A 19,430-nucleotide genomic window follows, 5' to 3' on the forward strand; every position below is an offset into this window, starting at 1 on the left:
TCTGAATCAACACAAAGCCCGGGCGGGCATGGCCTGCCCGGGGCATTTGCACAGGTCAGGCGGCGGGTGCGCGCCAGTCGTCAGAGCCTTCGGTATTGGCTACATCGTGAGCCCACGTGATCTTTCGATACGCCAGCGATACTTCAACCAGCTGGGTGTAGTTTTCATTGTCTTTGTCGAGTGCGTGGGGAAGCACGGTATTGATGCTGACGATGGTGGCGTCTTCGAGCGTGGTGGTGAAAAAATGCTCTTGTTTGCCTTCCGACGAGGTGCGATACCAGCTGACCTCGACCGTTGGCAGCATTTCGCCGGTGGCAAGTGCCTGATACATCAGGGGGGTAGCTTTGTTCAGTGAACTGGTGAATATGAAAGGCTTATGCACGCGCTGGCCACTCGGTTGACCGCTCTGGGGGTCAGTGGGCGTAGTCACCTCATGCTTGATTTCCTGAACCAGAATTTGATCTTCATGGCCTTGTTGGAACACGTTGCCGACGGAGTCAGCGGTGAAGGCGCCCGCGGTGATGTTGCCTTGGGTCTGGCCTACGATCTTGATGTAAGCGGGTGTTGGCATGGCAGTTACTCCTGCGTCCATGTGGGTAAAGCACGCGCACCACGGTGGCGTGGCCATCGGAAACGATGGGCTTGTCAGCGAGGCGAAAGCCTCGCGTATTCGTTGCATTCAGTGGTGCTGTGTCACGGTTGGCTATTGCTGCAAGATGCCGTTGAGCGACTCCAGTACCTCGGTGGTGATCAGGTGCAGGCGGTAGCTGTAGATCCCGTAGGCCACCGCCATGGCGATGGCGGAAATCACCAAGGGGCTCCACCAGGGCCATTGCCGGTTCATGCGGAAGTTGCGTGGGGCCACATTGGCGTAGGGGTCGCAGACTTCTTCGGGGGTGGGGCCGCGCAGTTCGCGGATGATCCCGTGCAGTTGGTGAATCAGTGCGTTGAGTGTTTCTTCGCCTTTCGGCGCGAGCGCGTACTTGCCCTTCAGCCCAAGGCACAGGGCGTAGTACATGAACTCCAGTACGTCCTGGTAACGCTTGGGCTCCTGCATCAGGCGGGTAATCACCGTGAAGATTTTTTCCCCACCCCAGGTCTCGTCGTGGAAGATGCTGAGCAGCGGCTCCTGGCTCCAGCAGCTGCTCTTGCCCCAGGGGCGCTCCATAACGGCTTCGTCTATGAACAGGCACAGACCGTAGGAGTACGCCAGCAACTGAGCCGGCTCGTAACCGTGCTGGCGCATTTCTTCCTGGATGTTGTCGATCTGGCTGCGCACTTGCTGGTGCACGTCCTGGATGTTTGGCAGCTCGTCCAGCGTACGCAGGCGTATGACCAAGCCGAACAATGGCGATGCGGCATCCAGCATCAGGTTGGCGAAGCCGCCCCGCAGCTGAAATTCCGGGTCAGCGGGGTAGCCTTCGGAAAAGGGCTCAGGCTCAGGTTTGTCCGTGGATACTTGCGCATTGGTTGCCGCAGCCCGGGGGGCGAGTACTGGCTTTTCAAGGGTTGAATCAAGCGCGTTGACTGCAGCGTTGTTTTCATCGGTGGGCGTATTGTTGTCTTTTCCCATGTCACTCACTCCTGATCGCCCAGAACTGCAGTTCAAGCCCTGGGAAGTCGCCCGCAATGTGGATGCCGAAGCCATTCGCCTTGCTCATGCACGCCCAGGCCGGGTCTCGTCGGTCCAGCTCGAAGTAGCTGAAGCCCGCATGGAAGGGCAGGTCGCGGGGCGCCACGGGTAATGGCAACAAAGGGATGCCCGGCAATTGCAGCGGCACCAGGTCATTCAGTGACTCAAGCGAGGTGATCTTGGCTTTCTGGATGAACATCTGGCGCAACGCCTGTGGTGGCATGCTGGCGCGCACGGCGAGGATGAAGTCGGCTTCGTCGATCAGCCGGCGGTCTTCCAGCGTGGTCGTCATCACGCCGAATTGTTCGCTCTCCAGCGGTAGTGAAACAGCGCGTGGCCGCAAGACGGTGCTCAGAGACCGACGCAAGGTGTCTTCCAGTGGTTTGAAAGAGGTGCGCAGCGCGGTGTGGTGATAGGCGGGGTACTCCTGCGGCAGCCTGTTCTGGTCGGTGAAGGTGACGAATTCGCCGCAGGCCTGGCTCATGCACAGGTACAGCTGCTCGGGGTGCGTTTGCGCTTGCCTGGCCAGATGCTGGAAGCATGGCCACCAACGGTTCATGGCCTGCAGCAGGTTGAAGTCGCGAATGTCGGCGATCCCGGACTGGCCCGAGGCACCAATCCGCGTGGCGAGGCCGCGCGCCCGCTCGCGCAAGGTATGGGTGATTTCTTCAAGAAACCGCTGCAGCGCTGGCACCGCCCGCACCGAAACGCTGGTGGGGTAGAACGCTTCGTCCAGTTGCAGGCTGCCGTCGGGGCGCCGTTCCAGAATACGTGCCAGGGCCAGGCGGGTGTAGGCGCTGCTGTCTTCGGTCTTGCGTTTGAGCTGCAGGTTGGGCACCGCAAGGTCTACCTGCACCAGGTCACCGTCAGCGGTGTGGGTATCCTTGATTTCCTGTGCCTGGGCGGTATAGCGGAAATTGGCTGCATTGTCGGGCCAGCTCACTTCGCGGCCGCCATCGGTACGCAGCGGCAGGCACAGATACACCTCACTGTCTTTGCACGCGTCGTCGCCGATTTCCAGCGGCGGCGGTGGCGGCAGGTCGGCGGGAATGTCGAACACCGTGCCGTCCGGCATCACACCGCGCGCCCGGGTGATGGCGACTTTGCCCAGGCTCAGGTATTCGTCGCTCAACTGAAGTTCGCTGAAGCCGTAGAAGGCTGCGTTGAGGCTGGCGAGGCGCTGGTGCAGGGCTGCTTCGCTGGCCCTGGTCGCCTGCTGGAAATGCTGTGGTTTGACGAACAGGCCTTCGGGCCAGAGAACGGGATTGCGTGAACTCATGGGCGCTCCGTGTCAGCGTGAGTAAGCAGGAAGGGCAAAGGGTGTTGAGGCGCCATCAGTCTTCTTCCTTGAGCACGATGTGCGTGTCGTTGACCAGCACCGACAGCATGATCTGGCGGCCACGCGGTGGAATGCGCAGAACTTGCCGCCAACTGGCGTTTTCATGCCCTCGGTAATCGGCAATCACCGCGACGAAGCGGGTTTCGGCGTGGATAGGCTCGAACGGGATGTACTTGAACTGGCCAGGGCGCAGCAGGTAATCGTCACTGCGGATGTAGGTACTGCGCAGCGCTTTGGCCGGGTCCTGCTCCAGTAGCTGGTACACGGTGTTGCGCAGCAGTGAGTCGTCGCGCAGTTGCAGGATCGTGATGGCAATGGGCGTAGCGACCAGCGCTGAGGCAACGCTTGTGGTGCGCGGCAAGGTCAACGCCACTTGAGGGTCGTCGTAGCTGCCGGGGCCGCTTTCTTCCAGGGGCGAGCGCGCCGGGTCGCTTTCGTCTCCTTCGTCCAGCTCGACGGGAGACATGGCCGGGAATTGCGCTTGCAGGTATTCGAACAGAACCCCGATTTTTTCGGTCAACGCATAGGGGTCGCCAGCACTCAGGGTTACAGCGTAGGGGCTGGGCTCCAGGGCGCTATCCTGTTCGGCTGCGACGTCAAGGCTGTTCGGATTGCCGTTGAGGGTAGGGCTGGCATTGATGCTGAATGCGACCTCGGTCGGGTGATCCTTGGGCGGCCCGATGGGCAACGAGTGGTCCATGGCCACCTGGCTCATTCTGCTCAAAGAGGTACAGCCGGTGGGCACGACCAGCGCAAGCAGCAGGCTGGCGAGCAGAAGTGGATGAGGCTTCATGGGTATGCTCCGGCAATCAGGCGCTGCAGCGGGCTTTCTCGGAGTGCCCCTTCACCGTCTGCTGCGTCCAGCGCTGCCAGAGGGTCATTCCCCATGGCTGCTTTGAAGACCGAGGAGATCTCGACGGCTGGTTGGGGGGCAGAAGGCTGTGCCGGCCAAGCGGGTGCAGGCGCTTCCGCTATCAGGCGGTCGAGCACCCTCGGGTCCGGGTTGAACAGGTCCTCCAGCGAGCGCGTGCAGGCCTGATCCTGGGTGTACTGAACCTGTAGCCGATAGGTACCAATGAGAAGCTGGTCACCCTCAACCAGGCGTCTGGGTGGAAGCGGCCCCAGGCTGTTGGCACTGCCATTGAGGTAGGTGCGGTGGCAGTGGTCGATCACGCAGAAGCTGCCTTCGATCCAGCGGATTTCGCAGTGGATGGGCGCAACGGTCTGATCGCGGTCATTGATCTGCCAGTTTGCTCGCCCGCTGCCGATGGTGCCGCCCTTGCAATCGAACAGGTGCCGAGCAGTAACGCCGTGCTGCAGTTGGTCGAGGTTGGTGATGCTCAAGGTGACTGTGTTCATGAGCGCCCCCGGATGCGTACAACCGGGCTGATCTGGCCATGCCGGTCGTCGACGAAGCTGGTCCAGCCCAGGTATGCGCCCTGGCTGCGGTGCAAGCAGAAGGGGGACAACGCGCTCTGCTTAAGGCGCAGTTCCAGGTCGTAGGCCAGCCCGTCACGCAGCAGAAAGTCGATCAGTGCACGCAAACGGCCGAAGTTGATGCCGCTGGGCAGCAAGTCCCGCAGCTGTGTCTGGTCGAGTTCGCTGATCACGATGGTGAACTTGCTGCTGCGAGTGCGCGTGCGGCTGCCGATCATGAACGTGCTGCCCAGCTGGCCGTTGGTCCGCCCCAGCCTTGCAAGCTGCCTGGACGGCGTGACGACTGATCGCGTCTCGAACTCGCGGATGTGCACCTGCTTGAGGTCGAAGCAGTGCGCAATGATGCCGGCCACAGTGCCCGGCGCACGGCTGCGGCTGGCGATCACGCCGGCAAAACTGAGCAGGCGGCTCCAGGGCAGCGCCGTGTCCCCTCGCAACTGCTTGTCGTTAAGCCCAAGCAGGGCAAACACGTACTGCGAGAACCCGTCACTGGCACCTGGCTGGAAGCGGATGTAATAGCGGTACTTGCGCCAGATACGGTGCAACAGGCTGAGCAGGTAATGGTTGAAAAAGTCGAAGAAGGCCGGCCGTACACCGATGCCATGCGCATGTTCATACGCCACCTGTTCCAGGTAATAGGTGGGCAATGGCGAATCGGTGCCGTGCAACCCCAGGAATGTGGCAATGATGCGGTAGCGCGCTTCCTCAGCGGGCATCCGCTGGGCTTTGTACACGTCCGAAGCAGGGAAGGTCAGCCGTGGGTCGCAGGCCAGGCGCACGCGCCGCCGGGTGGCCTTGTCCGGCCAACGGGGTTCCAGGTCATCGCCATGCAGCCCGTGCAACCGCTCCAGCAACTGGAAGAAGTTGTACTGGTGCGCTTCGCAAAGCAGCTTGTCGGCTAGATCAGCGGTTGCTTGCCGGTCTGTATTGGCCATGTGTAGTGCTCGTTATTGGTGGTGTTGATCACTTCCAGCTGGTGGAAGGAATTGATGCTGGCGTACAGGGCGAAGAAATGAGCGAGCACACAGCTGAACAGGTACAAGTCGCCTTCGCAGAGGAAGGCGGTCTGGTCCAGTTTCAGCCGGGTGTGCAGGCCGCGAATGGGTTGCCCCTTGATCAGCCAATCCATGGGCTGCGTATGAATGTCGCGCATACCTTCCAGGCGTTTACGGGTGGTGCGGGCCTGCTGGATGTCGTGCAGGGCCATGAAGTCGTAGGCGCGGATCACCGCTTTCAGCGGCTCTACCGAGAGCAAGGACAGGTAGTTGAGCGACATGTTGGAGATCAATGCCCACTGCAACTGGCCGTCCAGCACTGGGCGACAGGGGCGGGTGGGTGTACAGAGATTGGTGTAGGTGGCCAGAGGCGGCGTAAGTTCGGTCAGAACGTTGATGTCATCGATGCCCAGCGCCAGCGGGAGGTCCCGATTAGTGCAAGTGAGGTCGATGGACGCGGTTTCCAGCTCGCCTATGTAGCTGTTGGCGTCGGCGCGGACGAAGGCGATTCGATGCATGACGCCATTGCCGTGCAGGCACTCTTCCAGCTGGCAGCGGTAATACAGCGCCGTGCGCCCCTGGACGTGCTCGATTTCATGGGCGAATGACTCGAAGGGACGGAAGGTCCGAAGGTGCTCACCGGTGTTCCCGTCAGTCGTCGTTCGGGTGCTGATCACCTGGTCGACACTGAAGATTTCGTAGCCGTACGGCGCTGTGCCCTTGGGCTTCAGTGGAACCATGGCGTCCTTGCCGGACAGGTCGATGGGCTCGGCGCTGTGCTGGAACAGGTTGACCGCAGGTGCGCAGAACAGGTTGAAATCTGCTTTGTCGACACGCAGCGAGTCGGGTAGCTGGCGCGTGAAGTGAAATTCGAGGTTTACCTGCTGGCTGTCATGAGCTGGCCAGATCTTTTCAAGCCCAGTAACGCTGAAAAAGTGGAAGCGTTGGGGGAATGCGAAGTATTCCTGCAGGATCCGGTAGCCATCAAAGACGTTCTGTGGGTAAGGCAGCAAGGCGTCGTTGGGGCTGAACCCTGGGAATGCGATGCTGTTTGCCGGCAGCCGACGAACCACGTCATTGATGGTCACGCTGACATGCTTGAGGTATTGGGAAACCCACAGGTAAAGCGTGCGGGCGGTACGAGTATCGCCGCTGAGGTAAAAGTCGAGGCTGGTACAGCCCAGGCTGTTCAACGGCCGCTCGGCCAGTGATTGAAGGCCGATGCAGATCACAGAACTGTCGGATGTCTGGGTGGCTGCCACCGTGTCGATCTCGAACGGATGAATGTTGACCGCTGTGCAGGTGCGGAACTCGCAGGCCACGCCGTCTACCGGTTTCGAGAACAGCCGCGACCCCTTTGGGATGCGCTGTGACTGGCTGAGGGATTGCCTCACCGGGCTGAACTTGATGATCGTCGCGCTGGGCAGCGGCCGCAGGTAGTTCGGCCAGAGCAACTGCAGCATGGGATGGGTCAGCTCTGGCAAGTCGTCTTCCAGCTTCAGCCGTAGCTTGGCGGTCAGGAACGCAAAGGCTTCCATCAGGCGTTCGACATCGGGGTCGCTGGCACCTTTGCCAAGCAACCGCGCGAGTTGTGGGTTGTCCTTGGCAAAGTCGTTCCCCAGTTCGTGCAGGTAACGCAGTTCTTCGCTGAAACGGTCTCTCAGTGACATGGGTCACCTCACGCGCGTGTAGCGGTTGTGCCCATCGACCAGCAGCTCGAGTTGCAGCTGCTCTGCGTGGTTGTTGACCTGTACCAGGCAATCCAGCCTGAAATGCAGCTCCAGCGGGGCATGGGTATCGGGCACTGCGTTGAGCGTGCGTACCTGTATGCGCGGCTCGAAGCGCTGGAGTGTGCGGCGGATATCCGCGCTCACCTGCACAAGCAAGTCGCCGTTGCTCACGTCATGCCCGTTGAAGTCGCGCAGGCCCAACTCAGGGCTGCTCTGGGAGCACCCCTGGCGGGTATTCAGTAGCGTTTCGAGGTGGCGCTTGATGGCGGCGAACTTGTGGGAAGCGCTCTCGCGTCGGGAGGCCTCTCGGCGGGTGCTCTGGTCCACCATCAGGCGATCAAAAAGACCACTCATTGCGTATCGAGCCGCCCGACCAGGGAAATCTCGAAGTTCGCGCCCATGTACTTGAAGTGCGGACGTACGGCGAGCGAAACCTGGTACCAACCCGGGTCACCCGCAACATCCGAGACCTCAATACGGGCGGCACGCAGCGGCCGGCGGCTGCGAACGTCGGCAGACGGGTTCTCCTGGTCGGCGACGTACTGCTTGATCCATTTGTTCAGCTCGGACTCAAGGTCACGGCGCTCTTTCCAACTGCCGATCTGCTCGCGCTGCAGCACCTTGATGTAGTGGGCGAGCCGGTTGACGATGAACAGGTAGGGCAACTGGGTACCCAGCTTGTAGTTGGTCTGTGCCTGAAGCCCCTCAGGGGTTTTCGGGAAGTGCTTGGGCTTTTGTACCGAGTTGGCGGAGAAGAACGCGGCGTTGTCGCTGTCTTTGCGCATGGTCAGGGCGATGAAGCCCTCTTCGGCCAGTTCGAATTCCTTGCGGTCGGATATCAGCACCTCGGTAGGAATCTTGGCCTGCAACTGGCCCAGGGATTCGTACAGGTGGACCGGCAAGTCTTCGACAGCACCGCCGGATTGGGGGCCGATGATATTCGGGCACCAGCGGTAGCGGGCGAAGCTGTCGTTGATGCAACTGGCTAACAGAAAAGCAGAATTGCCCCACAGGTAGTTGTCGTGCTGCCCGGCGATGCCTTCGTTGTAGTTGAAGCTCTCGATCGGTTGTTCCTGCGGGTGGTAAGCGGAGCGAAGCATGAAGCGCGGCCCGGTCAGGGCGACGTGGCGGGCGTCTTCGCTTTCACGAAAAGCGCGCCACTTGGCATGCCGAGGGCCGGCGAAGAGGTCTTTTATTTCCTTGAGGTTAGGCAGCTCCTCGAAGCTGTTCAAATTGAAGAATTCGGGGGCAGGTGCAGCAAGAAAAGGGGCATGGGACATGGCGCCAACGGAGGCCATGTAACTTAGCAACTTGATGTCAGGGGAAGAGGGGCCGAAGTTGTAGTTGCCTACCATGGCCGCAACCGGCTCTCCCCCGAATTGGCCATAACCCGCGGTGTAAACATGCTTGTAGATACCGCTGCAGGTAATGTCAGCAGCATTTTCGAAGTCGTCGAGCAGGTCCTCTTTCGTGACATGCAAGACTTCAAGCTTGATGTTCTCCCTGAAGTCCGTGCGGTCGACCAGAAGTTTAAGGCTGCGCCATGATGATTCAAGCTGTTGGAACTCAGGCTGATGCAGAATGGCATCCATCTGATTGCCGAGCATTCGGTCGATCTCGGCAATCATCTGGTCGGCTCGGTGCTTGTTGATCAGTTGATCTGGGTCATTGCTTTTGAGTATTTCGGTGATGAAGGCAGGTACGCCCTGCCTGGCAATCTGGTAGCCCTCCTGGGCAGGTACCAGTTTGGTTTCTGCCATGATCTGGTCGAGCAGGGTGGCATTGCTCAATGTGTCGGCCGTTGCGTCTGTGGTGATGGCGGTGCTGCTTGGCTTGGGCATGGGGACGCTCCGTTGTCTCAATCTTGTTCTGGCGCCTCGAGCACCAGGTCCAGTTCTTGGGCGAGCTGCTTACGCGCCTGCTCGTTGTTAAGCAGGTGCTGCAATTGCTTGCGGAAGGCCGGGACGTTACCCAGCGGGCCTTTCAGGGCGACCAGTGCTTCGCGCAGCGCCAGCAGCTTGTTCAGCTCGGGCACCTGGCGCGCGATCCGGTCCGGCCCGAAATCGTTGATGGACCTGAACTGCAGGTGGACGGCCAGCTCGGTATCCGGGGCGGTGCCAAGCCTGGACGGTACCGTTACGTCCAGGCTCACGTTGGCGTCGTTCAACACGCTGTTGAATGTATGTTTATCGATGCGCATGACCTGACGGTCGTCAAGCCCACGGTTGTCATCCAGGCCGAAGTCGCCCAGCACCAGCATCTTGTGCGGCAGCTCCACCTCAGCCTGCTCATCGCTGGTAGCGGGGACATACTTGATATTGACGCGTTCTTTCGGCGCAACGGATCCCGTATTTTTAGACATCGGTACGCAACTCCCTGTTGGGCTGTAGGATGTTCAGGTGCTAGTTGTGTTTATTGTTGTCTCGGTCTTGTAGGAAGATTCCTACATATGATTAATGGGTTGGGTTGTTTGTCCGTTCCCTATGAAAACGATGCACGGAAGCGTGCTCTTTGGTCGAGCTTTAAGATGTAAAGAAATATTTGTTTGTGTGCATTCGGTACTGTGTAATAGGCTTCTGCTGGATTTGTTTTAATTGGTCGCGCGGGTGCATGGGCATTGCTATCTATTTGTAGGAAAGTTCTTTGCGTCATATAGGCCATTTGTACTATTCAGAGAGTAAATTCAGGATGATTAACCGCTGTGCATATGGCGCTGGTCTCTCGTTGCTGTTTTGTCTGCAGCCGGTGCTGGCAGGCTCCACGCGGGACTGTCCCCGGATCGTGTCCAACGTCGAGCGACTGGCCTGTTTCGATCAGGCTGCTGGCACCCCGGCGTACACGCCAAAACGGCAGTGGTCTGCACCGGAGCAGCAGGCCCCCACGGTGTTGCGTGTGATGGCAAATGAAGCTGAACGGGCACCGGATGACCTGACGTTTCGCATCGGGAGCCAGCCTCAGGACGGGGCAGGCGCACCAGCGCTTGTGATTTCGGCGCCCGCCATCGCATCGAGTGATGAACGTGCCTACATGGCAATCAGTTGCATACAGGCCATCTCCCGGCTGCAACTGATTGCCAGGCGTCCGATCGAAGCAAGCTGGGTCAAGGTACGCCTGAGCGGGGAGGGCTGGTCTACCCGTGAGACGCCCTGGCAAGTGATGGAGAACGGCCAAGTGCTCGATGCCGGGCGGGGCCTGCCCGCCATCGAGCAGATCAGGAAGCTGATCGGTGCTCAGCGTATCGAGGTTGAGAGTGATCACGGCGAGGTCGACGGGCTGACCTTCGATGCGCAAGGCCTGGACCCCTTGATCAGCCGGGCGCGAAGCACATGTCGGTGGTAGCGCAGGTATCCAGGGAAGAGGTCACTCGGTTGCTCGCGCCGATTGATCCGGCAGTTCCGGCTGGCCTGTTCGATGTCGAGGACGAAACCTATCAGGCCATAGATCAGGAGATGGTCAAGCTGGGTGGGCTGCAGGAAGCCTCGATCGACTGGGTCTACATCGAAGACGCGTCCCGTCAGTACCTGAGCCAGCAATGCAAGCACTTGCGAATCGTTGCGCACCTGAGTGCCGCATGGTTGCGTAGCGGCTGCTGGGAGCAGTGGGGATGCACCTTGGCGTTGCTGGCCGGCATGCTCGAGTGCTATTGGGAAGCCGCTCATCCCAAGCCGGGACCGAAAGGCTTCCTGGGCAAACGCAAGCTGGTTGCCCTGGTGATCGATCGCTTGGCCGAGGCGCTACCGCGTCTTGATCGTTTTACCTACACCCCGACCCACGCAGCGGCAGCGCAGGCTGCCTTGAAACGCCTGCAACAACAGGAAACGGTGCAGCTGGACACGGCAGCACTGGGCGAACTTGAGCGCCTGCTAGGCAAGTACTCGGAACTTGCCAACGGTGTTGGCGAGGCTGCTGTGCCCAAAGCGCCGGCTGCAACCGAGAAGCCTGCGCCGTTGGCCGATGTCATCGCCACACCCGTGTCACGCATGTCGATGGGCAATGAGCGTGAGACACGGCGGGCCGTGCTGTCCATGGCCGAGCTCATCAACCAGCAGGACCCTTACGACGCTACCGGCTATCAGTTACGGCGTTTCGGTTTGTGGGCGCACATTCAGATTGCTCCCCAGGTCAGGCAGGGCAACCGTACGGAATTGATGGCGGTGCCGCTGGACATCACGCGGGTCTATGAAGAGGCCATTGCCAGTAAGGCGGTTGACCCCGCCTTGCTGCAGCGTATTGAAAAGAGCCTGACGGCTTGCCCCTTCTGGATTCGTGGCAGCTTTCTGGCTGCGACCGTCGCCACACAGCTGGCGATGTGCGAGGTGGCCGAAGCCATCCGTTGTGCCACCGCCCGGTTTGTACAGCGCATGCCGTCGCTGCAGCAGTTGTGCTTCAGCGACGGGCTGGTATTTGTCGACGACCAGTGCCTGGCCTGGCTCAAGGGCACGCAAGGGCCGTCTGGCCAAGGTGCAACCCCCCAGGAGTTCAGCGGCCTGCGCGAGGAGTTGGTCAGCCAGCTGGAAACCGGTGGCGTAGAACCGCTGCTCCTTCGGCTGCAAGGGCTGCAAGCGGGCTTTCGTGCTCCCCGTGAGCGCTGCCACACCACCGTGATTGCAGCTGATCTGCTGGCCGCGCGGGGTGTGTCCTGGCTGGCCCAGGACCTGTGCGCCAACGTTGCCCGAACCATGCAGCAAACCACCGCCAGTGCGTGGGAGCCCGAGGTGTTTCAGCGGCTTCAGCAGTATGCGGCATCCCCAGTGCTGGCAGTTCAAGACAAGGATCAGGAGCCTCGATGAATCAAATATGGACGCAACTCAAACGTTGGGGCTGGCCGTGGGTAACGCGCATTGGCCTGGCGCTGCCGCTGCTGCTAGGGCTTGGCGCCTTGCTGATGCTGGTCGCTATCTGGTGGCTTGGCCCGCAATGGACGTGGCGGGAGCAGCAGCCGCTGGCAAGTGTGGCTCATCGCAGCGTGGCAAGCCTGGTGCTCGTGCTGGTGCCGCTTCTGTGCTGGCTTGGGGTGCTGCGCACGCGCTTTCGCCGCCTGCAAGCGGAGCGCCGGCAGGCACTGGCCGCCGAACAGGATGTCGCGCTACCGTTCGTGCAGGCGCAAGAGCGGGCCTTGAGCCAGGGGCTTGAGCGGTATCTCGACAATGCCGGTGGGCGACGCGCGTTGTACCGGCTGCCTTGGTACCTGGTGTTGGGCGACGAACAGTCCGGTAAAAGCAGCTTCATCGACCGCACCGATCAGCGCTTTACCCTGACGCGTATCGACCAGGCCCAGGCACGGGGCCGACAGGCTGAAGCACTGGCCTATCCGGTAGGCTGGTGGGTCAGCGACGATGCCGTGATCATCGACCCGCCCGGCGTTTTCATCAGTCAAAAACCACCGGTGGGCTCGGCGGCCAACGACCCCACCAATGCCTCCGCGCCGCCCGGCATCCAGGCCCGGTTATGGGAGCACCTGTTGGGCTGGCTGCAGCGTAAGCGAAGCCAGCGGGCGCTCAATGGTGTGTTGCTGGTGGTCGACCTGCCGGCGCTGCTGCATGGCAAGCCCGAGCAGCGGGTCGCGCTGGCCCATGGGTTGCGCACACGCCTGTACGAAGTGAGCAGTCAATTGGGCGCGCGCCTGCCGCTGTACGTGGTACTGACCAAATTCGATCTGCTGGACGGCTTCGACCAGTTCTACAGCCAGCTTCCGGCCGCCAAGCGTGAAAGCCTGTTGGGGTTCACCTTCAAGCTGGATGCGGTTGACGCGTTCGACGCTTGGCTGGATGAGTATGACGAGCACTACGGGCGGCTTCTCACCCAATTGCATGAGCAGGTCATCGATCGGCTGGATGTACTGGGCAAGACAGCACCGTGCGGACGCCTGTTCTCACTGCATGCACAGCTGATCGGGTTGCGCCCCATACTGCAGGCATTCTTGCGCGAAACCCTGGCGAGTGACCGGTTCACCACGCCACCCTTGGTGCGTGGTGTGTACTGGTCGTCAGTGGTACAGCAAGGCGACATGCGCAATGCCTTTGTCCGTGAAGCGGCTCAGCCCTACACGACGAAGCTACCCCTGCGTGAAGGTAAAGCACAGGGGAAGGCGTTGGTCTATTTCATCCAGCAAGCATTCAGGCGGGTTATTTACCAGGAAGCCGGGCTGGCGGGCGACAATGTTCGGGTAGCGCGCAGCAAGCGCCACTTGTTGTGGGTGGGCTCTGGTGTGGGCATCCTGGCGTTCAGTATCGCCATTGCCAGCTGGCAGCGTTACGCCGAGATCAATGGCGCCAAGGCTGCCAGTGTGCTCGCCAAAAGCCAGGAGTACGGCGGTCACGAAGTCGATATGCGTCTTGATCCGACCGGGCGCAACCTGCTGGCGCCACTGGACCAGATTCGCGATGCGGTGGCGGTGTTTGGCGACTATCGTGCGGCCTGGCCGGTGGTTGCTGATTTTGGCTTGTATCAAGGGCGCAACATTGGTCCCTTGGTTGATGAGGCGTACCTCAGCTTGTTGTCGAAACGTTTCTTGCCGGCCTTGGCCAGTGGTGTGATCGATGCCATGAACGCTGCACCCCCTGGCAGTGAGCAACAAATGGCCGCGCTCAGGGTTTACCGGATGATCGAGGACCGCAATAGCCGCCGGCCAGAATGGGTCGAGGACTGGATGGCCCGTCAGTGGCAACGGGCCTTTCCTGGCCAGGGTCAGTTGCAGCGTGACCTCATGCAGCATCTGAAGTACGCCTTGGCCTATGCCGATACCGATTTGCCGCAGTACCGCCAGCGGGTCAGCGAAGTGCAGCAGGCGTTGCGCAAATTGCCGTTGCCACAGCGGGTCTACGCTGGGCTGAAACAACAATCGTACGAGCAGGTGCACGCCGGGCTGGACCTGCGCCACCAGATAGGGCCTGCGTTCGATGTGGTGTACCAGCCGTCTTCCGGGTCAAGGCAAGGGGGGGAGGATGTAAGGCTGGCCGGCATGCTCACCGCCAAGGGCTTCAGGGATTACTTCGAGCCGCACAGCCAACGCTTCGCTGAAATGGCGATGGTTGATCAATGGGCATTGGGGGAGCGCAGTCAACTCGACTATTCGGACGTCGACCGCGATGCATTGACCGAGCGGCTGTATAACCTCTACAGCGCCGATTACATTGACAGCTGGCGGCGCGCCCTGAACGCGTTTACGGTGGCTGACTTCCGTGATCTGGACCATGGTGTCGCGATCCTGGAGCAGTTGACCGGCCCCGCAGCACCGTTGCAACGGCTGCTGGATACGGTCAGGGATAACACCTCGCTTGCGTCTCCAGCAGTTGTTGAATCACCGGGTGAGCTGAGTACGCTGCGGGTAGCAACCGGAAAACCCGAGCAACAGCAAGCGTTGGCTATCCAGCGGGCGTTTGCAGGCCTGGGCGCCATGCTGCAGGCGACAGGAGAAAAGCCGAGCTACTACGATGAAACCCTCGGCGCTGTTGCGGCCGTGCTGGACTACGCCAAGGCCGTACAGGACAGCCCGGACCGCGGCAAGGCCGCGTTGCAAGCCGTGCATCAGCGCTTTGCGATGACAGGGCAGGACCCGATCGGCACCCTGCAACGTGTTGCCACAGGTTTACCGGAGCCTATCAGCCACCAGGTCAGAAAGCTCGCCGACCAGACTGCCCAGGTGCTGAACGTCGAAGCACTGCGCGAACTGGAGCGACGTTGGGATGCTGACGTGTACAGTTTTTTCCAGCAACGCCTGGCAGGCCGCTACCCCTTTGTGGTGAAGGCACCCGATGCTTCTTTGGATGACTTCGAGGCGTTCTTCGGGCCGAAAGGGCGCCTGCAGCAGTTTAATGATCGGTATCTCAAGGTTTTCCTGAAGGACAACCTTGAGGCTTTGCAGTCCGCTCAGCACGGGCAATCCCTGATTCGTGCCGACGTGATCGAGCAGCTCGAGCTGGCGGAGCGCATCCGCGAAACCTTCTTCGATCAGCGTGGCCAGCTGAGTGTGCAGTTCAGCATCGAGCCCTTGGGGCTCAGTGCGAACCAGCGTACCAGCCTGCTGGACCTGGATGGCCAGTTGATTGCCTACACCCATGGCCCAAGCCATATCACGGGTATTGTCTGGCCCAATACCCTGGGGCAGCAGGTCCGTAGCAATCTCACCTTGCTAAGGCAAAATGGCAACAGCAGCAGCCTGGAGTACCGTGGCCCGTGGTCGATGTTCCGCTTGCTCAGCCGCGGCGCGCTCAATGGCCGGACGGCGACCAGCGTGGACCTGAGCTTCCGGACCGGAGATGGCGTGATGCGCTATCGGCTTAACGCTGAAAAAGCCTTCAATCCTATTACCCAGCAACCGTTCAAAGGCTTCCGCTTGCCCCGAGGCTTATTGCAACAGCCAGCCAATGGGGTGCAGGCGGCGCTATCGGATGAGCAGCGACTATGAACATCGTCAGGGGCGCAATGCATTGACTGGGCAGGCTTTCGAAGCCTGGGTATGCGCTGGCTGCCCCCGGCCTCTGATTACTCCACAGCCTCGGCCACGCCCCGATCCTCACCCAGGAACCCGCCACTCTGGTGCTGCCACAACCGCGCATAGGTACCCTGTTTTGCCAACAGTTCGGCATGGGTGCCTTGCTCGATGATGCGCCCTTCATCCATCACGATCAGCCGGTCCATGGCGGCGATCGTCGACAACCGGTGGGCGATGGCGATAACGGTCTTGCCCTGCATCATCTCATCCAGGCTCTCCTGAATGGCCACTTCCACCTCCGAGTCCAGCGCGCTGGTGGCTTCGTCAAGCAGCAGGATCGGTGCGTTCTTCAGCATCACCCGGGCAATTGCAATGCGCTGGCGTTGGCCGCCAGACAGCTTGATACCGCGTTCACCCACCAGGGTGTCATAACCGCTGTTGCCCTGGCGGTCGCTGAGCTGGCTGATGAAACCGTCGGCCTGGGCATTGGCCGCAGCAGCACGGATCTGTGCTTCGGTAGCATCGGGGCGGCCATAGGCAATGTTGTCGCGAATCGAACGGTGCAACAGCGAGGTGTCCTGAGTGACCATGCCGATGGCGCTGCGCAGGCTGTCTTGCGTGACCTTGGCGACGTTCTGCCCGTCGATGCGTATTTCCCCCTTATCCACGTCGTAGAAGCGCAGCAGCAGGTTGATCAAGGTGGATTTACCGGCGCCGGAGCGGCCGACCAAGCCGACTTTTTCGCCTGGACGAATGTGCAGCGTCAGCTCATTGAGCACCTGGCGCTCGCCGTTGTAGTTGAAGCTGACCTTGTCGAAACTCACCGCGCCACCCGTGGTTACCAGCTCTGCAGCACCCGGCACATCCTGCACCTTGGGGCCGCGGGTGAGGGTGGCCATACCGTCCTGCACGGTGCCGATGTTTTCGAACAGCGAGGTAATTTCCCACATGATCCAGTGCGACATACCGTTGACGCGCAAGGCCATGGCGGTAATCGCCGCCACGGCCCCGGTGCCAACCTGGCCTTGGTGCCAAAGCCACAGTGCGTAGCCACCGGCACCAAAGATCAAGCCCACCACCAACGCCTGGTTGACGATTTCGAACTGGCTCACCAGGCGCATCTGGCGAAAACCGGTCTGCTTGAAATCTTCCATGGCTGCGCGCGCAAAGTGCGCTTCGCGGTTGGAGTGCGAAAACAATTTTACCGTGGTGATGTTGGTGTAAGCGTCAGAAACCCGCCCGGTCATCGACGACCGGGCATTGGCCTGCTCTTGCCCGACCTTGCCCAGCCGGGGGACGAAATACAGCATGGCCAAGCCGAATAGCACGACCCAGGCAATGAAGGGCAGCATCAGTTTCAGGGCAAAGCCGCCGGCCAGGGCAATGATCGCGATGAAATACACGCCAATCCCGGGCAGGATTTCGATGAGGGTAAACAGCACATCGCGTACTGCCAGCGCCGTCTGCATCACCTTGGTAGTGACCCGGCCAGAAAACTCGTCAGAAAAGAACGACAAGCTCTGGCGCAACATCAGGCGGTGAAAATCCCAACGCAGCCGCAGCGGCAGGTTGATCGCCAGCACCTGGTGCTGAACCATGGTGCGCAGCGCCACCAGCCCGATGCTGACCACTAGGACGATGCCGATCCCCCACAGCACACGGCTTTCCTCGGGGCCAACAGTACCGCCTGCCTGCCAGGACGCGAGCAGGTCGACCACCTGGCCGAGGAACGCGAACAGCCAGGCTTCGTATATCGACACCCCGGCACTGAGCAGTGCCAGCGCCAGAATGTAGCCACGGGCGCCGCGGGTACAAGCCCACATGAAGCGCAACAGGCCAATGGGCGGCGGTGGTACCTCGTCGGGTGGGAAGGGGTCGAGCCGACGTTCAAAGATACGCAGCATGCTTGTCTCCGGAAAACGGTTTTTGCCTGGCCAATGCCCTGCCGGCTTGCCTTTGCCGACTCTTGTTTTTAACCCGGAAAAGGTCGGCCTTGGGGTGTTTGTTAACAAACCTTTGCAACTCATTACATTTCAGATTGATTTCATTCTGCCCTGATGCTGTATAATTGACGCGATTTTGTGCTTGGTATCCTTTTCGTCGTTTTTTTGACATTAGTCATAAGGCGTCAGCAGAGGATGTGACACATTCCGCCTTCAAACCGTTTCAATTTACCTTTTGTAGAGCCAGTGTTTTGACTAATGGAATGCAGTTGTTGGCGATTTCCGGCCTGAGCGTCGAGAGCAGCCAGCTTCATCAATAAGGACTGTACTGGTTAGCCTGTGACGCCGCCGAAGACGCCTCCTTGCTATGCCGCCAGGTGGTCGAAGGCATGCCCGATAATGCCAGGGCAGCCCTGATCGCCGATGCGCAAGCCATGGATGACGTGCTGGGTGCGCTCGACGCAACGCGCGGCCCGGTCGAGCTCGCGTTGTATGAGGCCAACTCGCAAGCCACCCGTTATCTGGTTGAAGACCTGCCTCGTCTTGATGCCCGTGGGCGTGTGCTGGTGCTGCTGGCACCGGCACACGCCTGGGCGGATACCGAAGTCGAGCACTGGTGCAATGCGCTGCGCCCGGCGTTGTTGGCTGAAGCGGCGTTGCTGCTGGTCGTCAGTGGGGGACAGAGCACCGCCTTGGTCGAGCGCCTGCGCGTTTTCAACCAGTGCCTCGACGGCCTGGGGCAGGTGTACCGCGGCAAAGGTGGGGTGCGCTACCTGCAGCATTTCTGGAGCAACCCGCTTGGCAAAGCAGCCACCCGGGACATGGAGCTGACTCGGCTGAGCGCGGGGTTTGCCGTTGCTGCCACGCCTCAGGCACCCAGCGACACCGGTGGCGACGAGTTGCTGTGCCTGGCCCAGCGCCCAGTACTGGAAGGCGCGCCAGCCTTCTCTGAACACTGGCAGGTCTGCGAAAGCTTTGAGGAACTGGGGGGCAAAGCCAGCCGGGCGGTGTCTGCCACGGTGATCTTTGCTATGGACGGTGGGCAGCGTCTGGATAGCCTGGCGCGCCAACTGCACCACCTGCGGCAGTCGCGTGGCAACGCCTTGAAGCTGGTGGTGCGCGAAATGGCGCCGACCCTGCGTTATCAAGACGAACAGTTGCTGCTGGCTTGTGGTGCCAGCCAGATCGTGCCGTTCGGTGCCAGCTTGTCACGCTTCCTGACCATGGTCGAGAGCATCCAGGGTTACGTCTGGCGTCGACACCTGCCAACCGACTTCGATGCCTTGCTGGCACGCCTGCGGCCGCTGGCCATCTGTGGGTTGGTAGCGCCACGGGCGTTCGCCGAGGCTGTGCAAAGCATGTGGCACGGGGTGCGCAACGGCGAAATCGTCCACCAGTTGCTGGTGTTGCGTCCGGCGCCCGGCCTGACCCCGCTGCAGGCTTGCTCGCGTACGGTATTCCGCCGTGATGGCGACATTGCCTGCGTGGTTGGCGAGGTGCTGTTCCTGTTCCTGTTCGCTTGCCGCTCGGAAGGGGTCGAGCAGGCGCTTGACCACATCTTCCAGCTGTCATGGAAAGAGCTGTTCATCAGCCAGGAGGTGCTTGCCGGTGTCGACAGCCTGGCCACTCCGGCTTTCCTCGACCGCAACCTACCGCAGCCACCCCGCAGCGACATGGCGGCGCAGTTGCCTGCACAGGCATGGTCGGCACTGGCACCGCGCAAGGTTGGCCTGGCCAAGCGGGGTGGCGCATGAACTTCGTGCAACTGCTGCAGGTGGTCGGCATTACCGCACTCGTCACGCTGGGCCTGGCCTTGTTGCTCGTGCGCCTGTGTTCGGCATTACGTGGCGTGTTGCGCCGTCGCCTTCCCCCCGTTACCTGAAACCGCTGGGCGTACGCCGCCGCGCTGCACGCCAGGA

The 19,430-nt window shown here is 60.8% G+C and carries 17 protein-coding genes; 6 read left to right on the forward strand and 11 right to left on the reverse strand.

The features are described 5' to 3' along the window. Positions 1 to 55 precede the first annotated feature (55 nt). The 10 genes from LMH93_RS10890 to tssB all read right to left on the reverse strand — a co-directional run bounded on the left by LMH93_RS10890 (position 56) and on the right by tssB (position 9,496). Complete coding sequence (locus LMH93_RS10890) at positions 56 to 571, reverse strand: Hcp family type VI secretion system effector (RefSeq protein WP_010954872.1); 516 nt, start codon at positions 569 to 571, stop codon at positions 56 to 58. 132 nt (positions 572 to 703) lie between these two features. Then, positions 704 to 1,573, reverse strand: coding sequence for a type IVB secretion system protein IcmH/DotU (gene icmH, locus LMH93_RS10895; protein ID WP_230065147.1), 870 nt, complete (start codon positions 1,571 to 1,573; stop codon positions 704 to 706). A 1-nt stretch (position 1,574) separates the two neighbouring features. Next, the gene (tssK, locus tag LMH93_RS10900) at positions 1,575 to 2,912 is read right to left on the reverse strand and encodes a type VI secretion system baseplate subunit TssK (protein ID WP_014859257.1); all 1,338 of its coding nucleotides are present in this window, start codon (positions 2,910 to 2,912) and stop codon (positions 1,575 to 1,577) included. A gap of 55 nt (positions 2,913 to 2,967) precedes the next feature. Continuing rightward, on the reverse strand, positions 2,968 to 3,765 hold the full coding sequence (tssJ, locus tag LMH93_RS10905; RefSeq protein ID WP_004574570.1) for a type VI secretion system lipoprotein TssJ: 798 nt from the start codon (positions 3,763 to 3,765) through the stop codon (positions 2,968 to 2,970). Further along, on the reverse strand, positions 3,762 to 4,331 hold the full coding sequence (locus tag LMH93_RS10910) for an FHA domain-containing protein (protein WP_003254171.1): 570 nt from the start codon (positions 4,329 to 4,331) through the stop codon (positions 3,762 to 3,764). Before LMH93_RS10910 ends, tssJ begins: the two co-directional genes overlap by 4 nt. Next, positions 4,328 to 5,344: a type VI secretion system baseplate subunit TssG gene (gene tssG / locus LMH93_RS10915; protein WP_019751116.1), complete on the reverse strand. Its 1,017-nt coding sequence runs from the start codon at positions 5,342 to 5,344 to the stop codon at positions 4,328 to 4,330. The genes LMH93_RS10910 and tssG overlap by 4 nt, the downstream gene beginning before the upstream one ends. Further along, a complete protein-coding gene (gene tssF, locus LMH93_RS10920; RefSeq protein WP_014859254.1) occupies positions 5,308 to 7,074 on the reverse strand; it encodes a type VI secretion system baseplate subunit TssF in 1,767 nt (588 codons plus the stop codon). The genes tssG and tssF overlap by 37 nt, the downstream gene beginning before the upstream one ends. Positions 7,075 to 7,077: 3 nt before the next feature. Beyond that, on the reverse strand, positions 7,078 to 7,488 hold the full coding sequence (tssE, locus tag LMH93_RS10925; protein WP_185279470.1) for a type VI secretion system baseplate subunit TssE: 411 nt from the start codon (positions 7,486 to 7,488) through the stop codon (positions 7,078 to 7,080). Next, positions 7,485 to 8,975 carry a type VI secretion system contractile sheath large subunit gene (gene tssC / locus LMH93_RS10930; RefSeq protein ID WP_230065148.1) on the reverse strand — a complete coding sequence of 497 codons (1,491 nt, stop codon included), beginning with the start codon at positions 8,973 to 8,975 and terminating at the stop codon, positions 7,485 to 7,487. The genes tssE and tssC overlap by 4 nt, the downstream gene beginning before the upstream one ends. 17 nt (positions 8,976 to 8,992) lie before the next feature. Beyond that, positions 8,993 to 9,496 carry a type VI secretion system contractile sheath small subunit gene (gene tssB, locus LMH93_RS10935; protein WP_230065149.1) on the reverse strand — a complete coding sequence of 168 codons (504 nt, stop codon included), beginning with the start codon at positions 9,494 to 9,496 and terminating at the stop codon, positions 8,993 to 8,995. 326 nt (positions 9,497 to 9,822) lie between these two features. On the opposite strand from tssB, the gene vasI reads away from it, so the two are divergent. Genes vasI through tssM form a run of 3 tightly spaced genes read left to right on the forward strand, consistent with a single transcriptional unit; the run spans position 9,823 to position 15,541 of the window. Beyond that, positions 9,823 to 10,473: a type VI secretion system-associated protein VasI gene (gene vasI, locus LMH93_RS10940; protein WP_185280386.1), complete on the forward strand. Its 651-nt coding sequence runs from the start codon at positions 9,823 to 9,825 to the stop codon at positions 10,471 to 10,473. After that, positions 10,461 to 11,924, forward strand: coding sequence for a type VI secretion system protein TssA (gene tssA, locus LMH93_RS10945; RefSeq protein WP_014859253.1), 1,464 nt, complete (start codon positions 10,461 to 10,463; stop codon positions 11,922 to 11,924). The genes vasI and tssA overlap by 13 nt, the downstream gene beginning before the upstream one ends. Beyond that, the gene (tssM, locus tag LMH93_RS10950; protein ID WP_230065151.1) at positions 11,921 to 15,541 is read left to right on the forward strand and encodes a type VI secretion system membrane subunit TssM; all 3,621 of its coding nucleotides are present in this window, start codon (positions 11,921 to 11,923) and stop codon (positions 15,539 to 15,541) included. The genes tssA and tssM overlap by 4 nt, the downstream gene beginning before the upstream one ends. Positions 15,542 to 15,618: 77 nt before the next feature. Here the strand turns inward: tssM and LMH93_RS10955 are convergent, their stop codons facing one another. Beyond that, positions 15,619 to 17,472 (reverse strand): ABC transporter ATP-binding protein, encoded by a 1,854-nt coding sequence (locus LMH93_RS10955; protein ID WP_108191323.1) that lies wholly within the window; start codon positions 17,470 to 17,472, stop codon positions 15,619 to 15,621. Here LMH93_RS10955 and LMH93_RS10960 point away from each other — a divergent pair. The 3 genes from LMH93_RS10960 (at position 17,471) to bcsF (ending at position 19,393) form a co-directional block, all read left to right on the forward strand. Then, complete coding sequence (locus tag LMH93_RS10960) at positions 17,471 to 17,626, forward strand: hypothetical protein (RefSeq protein WP_181318777.1); 156 nt, start codon at positions 17,471 to 17,473, stop codon at positions 17,624 to 17,626. The two genes, LMH93_RS10955 and LMH93_RS10960, sit on opposite strands and share 2 nt — an antisense overlap. 208 nt (positions 17,627 to 17,834) lie before the next feature. Further along, positions 17,835 to 19,265 carry a BcsE family c-di-GMP-binding protein gene (locus tag LMH93_RS10965; RefSeq protein ID WP_268256907.1) on the forward strand — a complete coding sequence of 477 codons (1,431 nt, stop codon included), beginning with the start codon at positions 17,835 to 17,837 and terminating at the stop codon, positions 19,263 to 19,265. Continuing rightward, positions 19,262 to 19,393: a cellulose biosynthesis protein BcsF gene (bcsF, locus tag LMH93_RS10970; protein WP_230065152.1), complete on the forward strand. Its 132-nt coding sequence runs from the start codon at positions 19,262 to 19,264 to the stop codon at positions 19,391 to 19,393. Before LMH93_RS10965 ends, bcsF begins: the two co-directional genes overlap by 4 nt. Positions 19,394 to 19,430: the final 37 nt, after the last annotated feature.

Source organism: Pseudomonas sp. CIP-10, from assembly GCF_020911845.1.
In the GTDB taxonomy this organism is placed as follows: Bacteria; Pseudomonadota; Gammaproteobacteria; order Pseudomonadales; family Pseudomonadaceae; genus Aquipseudomonas; species Aquipseudomonas alloputida.

What these genes read in the sequence shown, in the direction of transcription:
- LMH93_RS10890 (WP_010954872.1), bottom strand. Translation starts at nt 571, where the DNA reads ATGCCAACACCCGCTTACATCAAGATCGTAGGCCAGACCCAAGGCAAC.
- icmH (WP_230065147.1), bottom strand. Translation starts at nt 1,573, where the DNA reads ATGGGAAAAGACAACAATACGCCCACCGATGAAAACAACGCTGCAGTC.
- tssK (WP_014859257.1), bottom strand. Translation starts at nt 2,912, where the DNA reads ATGAGTTCACGCAATCCCGTTCTCTGGCCCGAAGGCCTGTTCGTCAAA.
- tssJ (WP_004574570.1), bottom strand. Translation starts at nt 3,765, where the DNA reads ATGAAGCCTCATCCACTTCTGCTCGCCAGCCTGCTGCTTGCGCTGGTC.
- LMH93_RS10910 (WP_003254171.1), bottom strand. Translation starts at nt 4,331, where the DNA reads ATGAACACAGTCACCTTGAGCATCACCAACCTCGACCAACTGCAGCAC.
- tssG (WP_019751116.1), bottom strand. Translation starts at nt 5,344, where the DNA reads ATGGCCAATACAGACCGGCAAGCAACCGCTGATCTAGCCGACAAGCTG.
- tssF (WP_014859254.1), bottom strand. Translation starts at nt 7,074, where the DNA reads ATGTCACTGAGAGACCGTTTCAGCGAAGAACTGCGTTACCTGCACGAA.
- tssE (WP_185279470.1), bottom strand. Translation starts at nt 7,488, where the DNA reads ATGAGTGGTCTTTTTGATCGCCTGATGGTGGACCAGAGCACCCGCCGA.
- tssC (WP_230065148.1), bottom strand. Translation starts at nt 8,975, where the DNA reads ATGCCCAAGCCAAGCAGCACCGCCATCACCACAGACGCAACGGCCGAC.
- tssB (WP_230065149.1), bottom strand. Translation starts at nt 9,496, where the DNA reads ATGTCTAAAAATACGGGATCCGTTGCGCCGAAAGAACGCGTCAATATC.
- vasI (WP_185280386.1), top strand. Translation starts at nt 9,823, where the DNA reads ATGATTAACCGCTGTGCATATGGCGCTGGTCTCTCGTTGCTGTTTTGT.
- tssA (WP_014859253.1), top strand. Translation starts at nt 10,461, where the DNA reads ATGTCGGTGGTAGCGCAGGTATCCAGGGAAGAGGTCACTCGGTTGCTC.
- tssM (WP_230065151.1), top strand. Translation starts at nt 11,921, where the DNA reads ATGAATCAAATATGGACGCAACTCAAACGTTGGGGCTGGCCGTGGGTA.
- LMH93_RS10960 (WP_181318777.1), top strand. Translation starts at nt 17,471, where the DNA reads ATGCTTGTCTCCGGAAAACGGTTTTTGCCTGGCCAATGCCCTGCCGGC.
- LMH93_RS10955 (WP_108191323.1), bottom strand. Translation starts at nt 17,472, where the DNA reads ATGCTGCGTATCTTTGAACGTCGGCTCGACCCCTTCCCACCCGACGAG.
- bcsF (WP_230065152.1), top strand. Translation starts at nt 19,262, where the DNA reads ATGAACTTCGTGCAACTGCTGCAGGTGGTCGGCATTACCGCACTCGTC.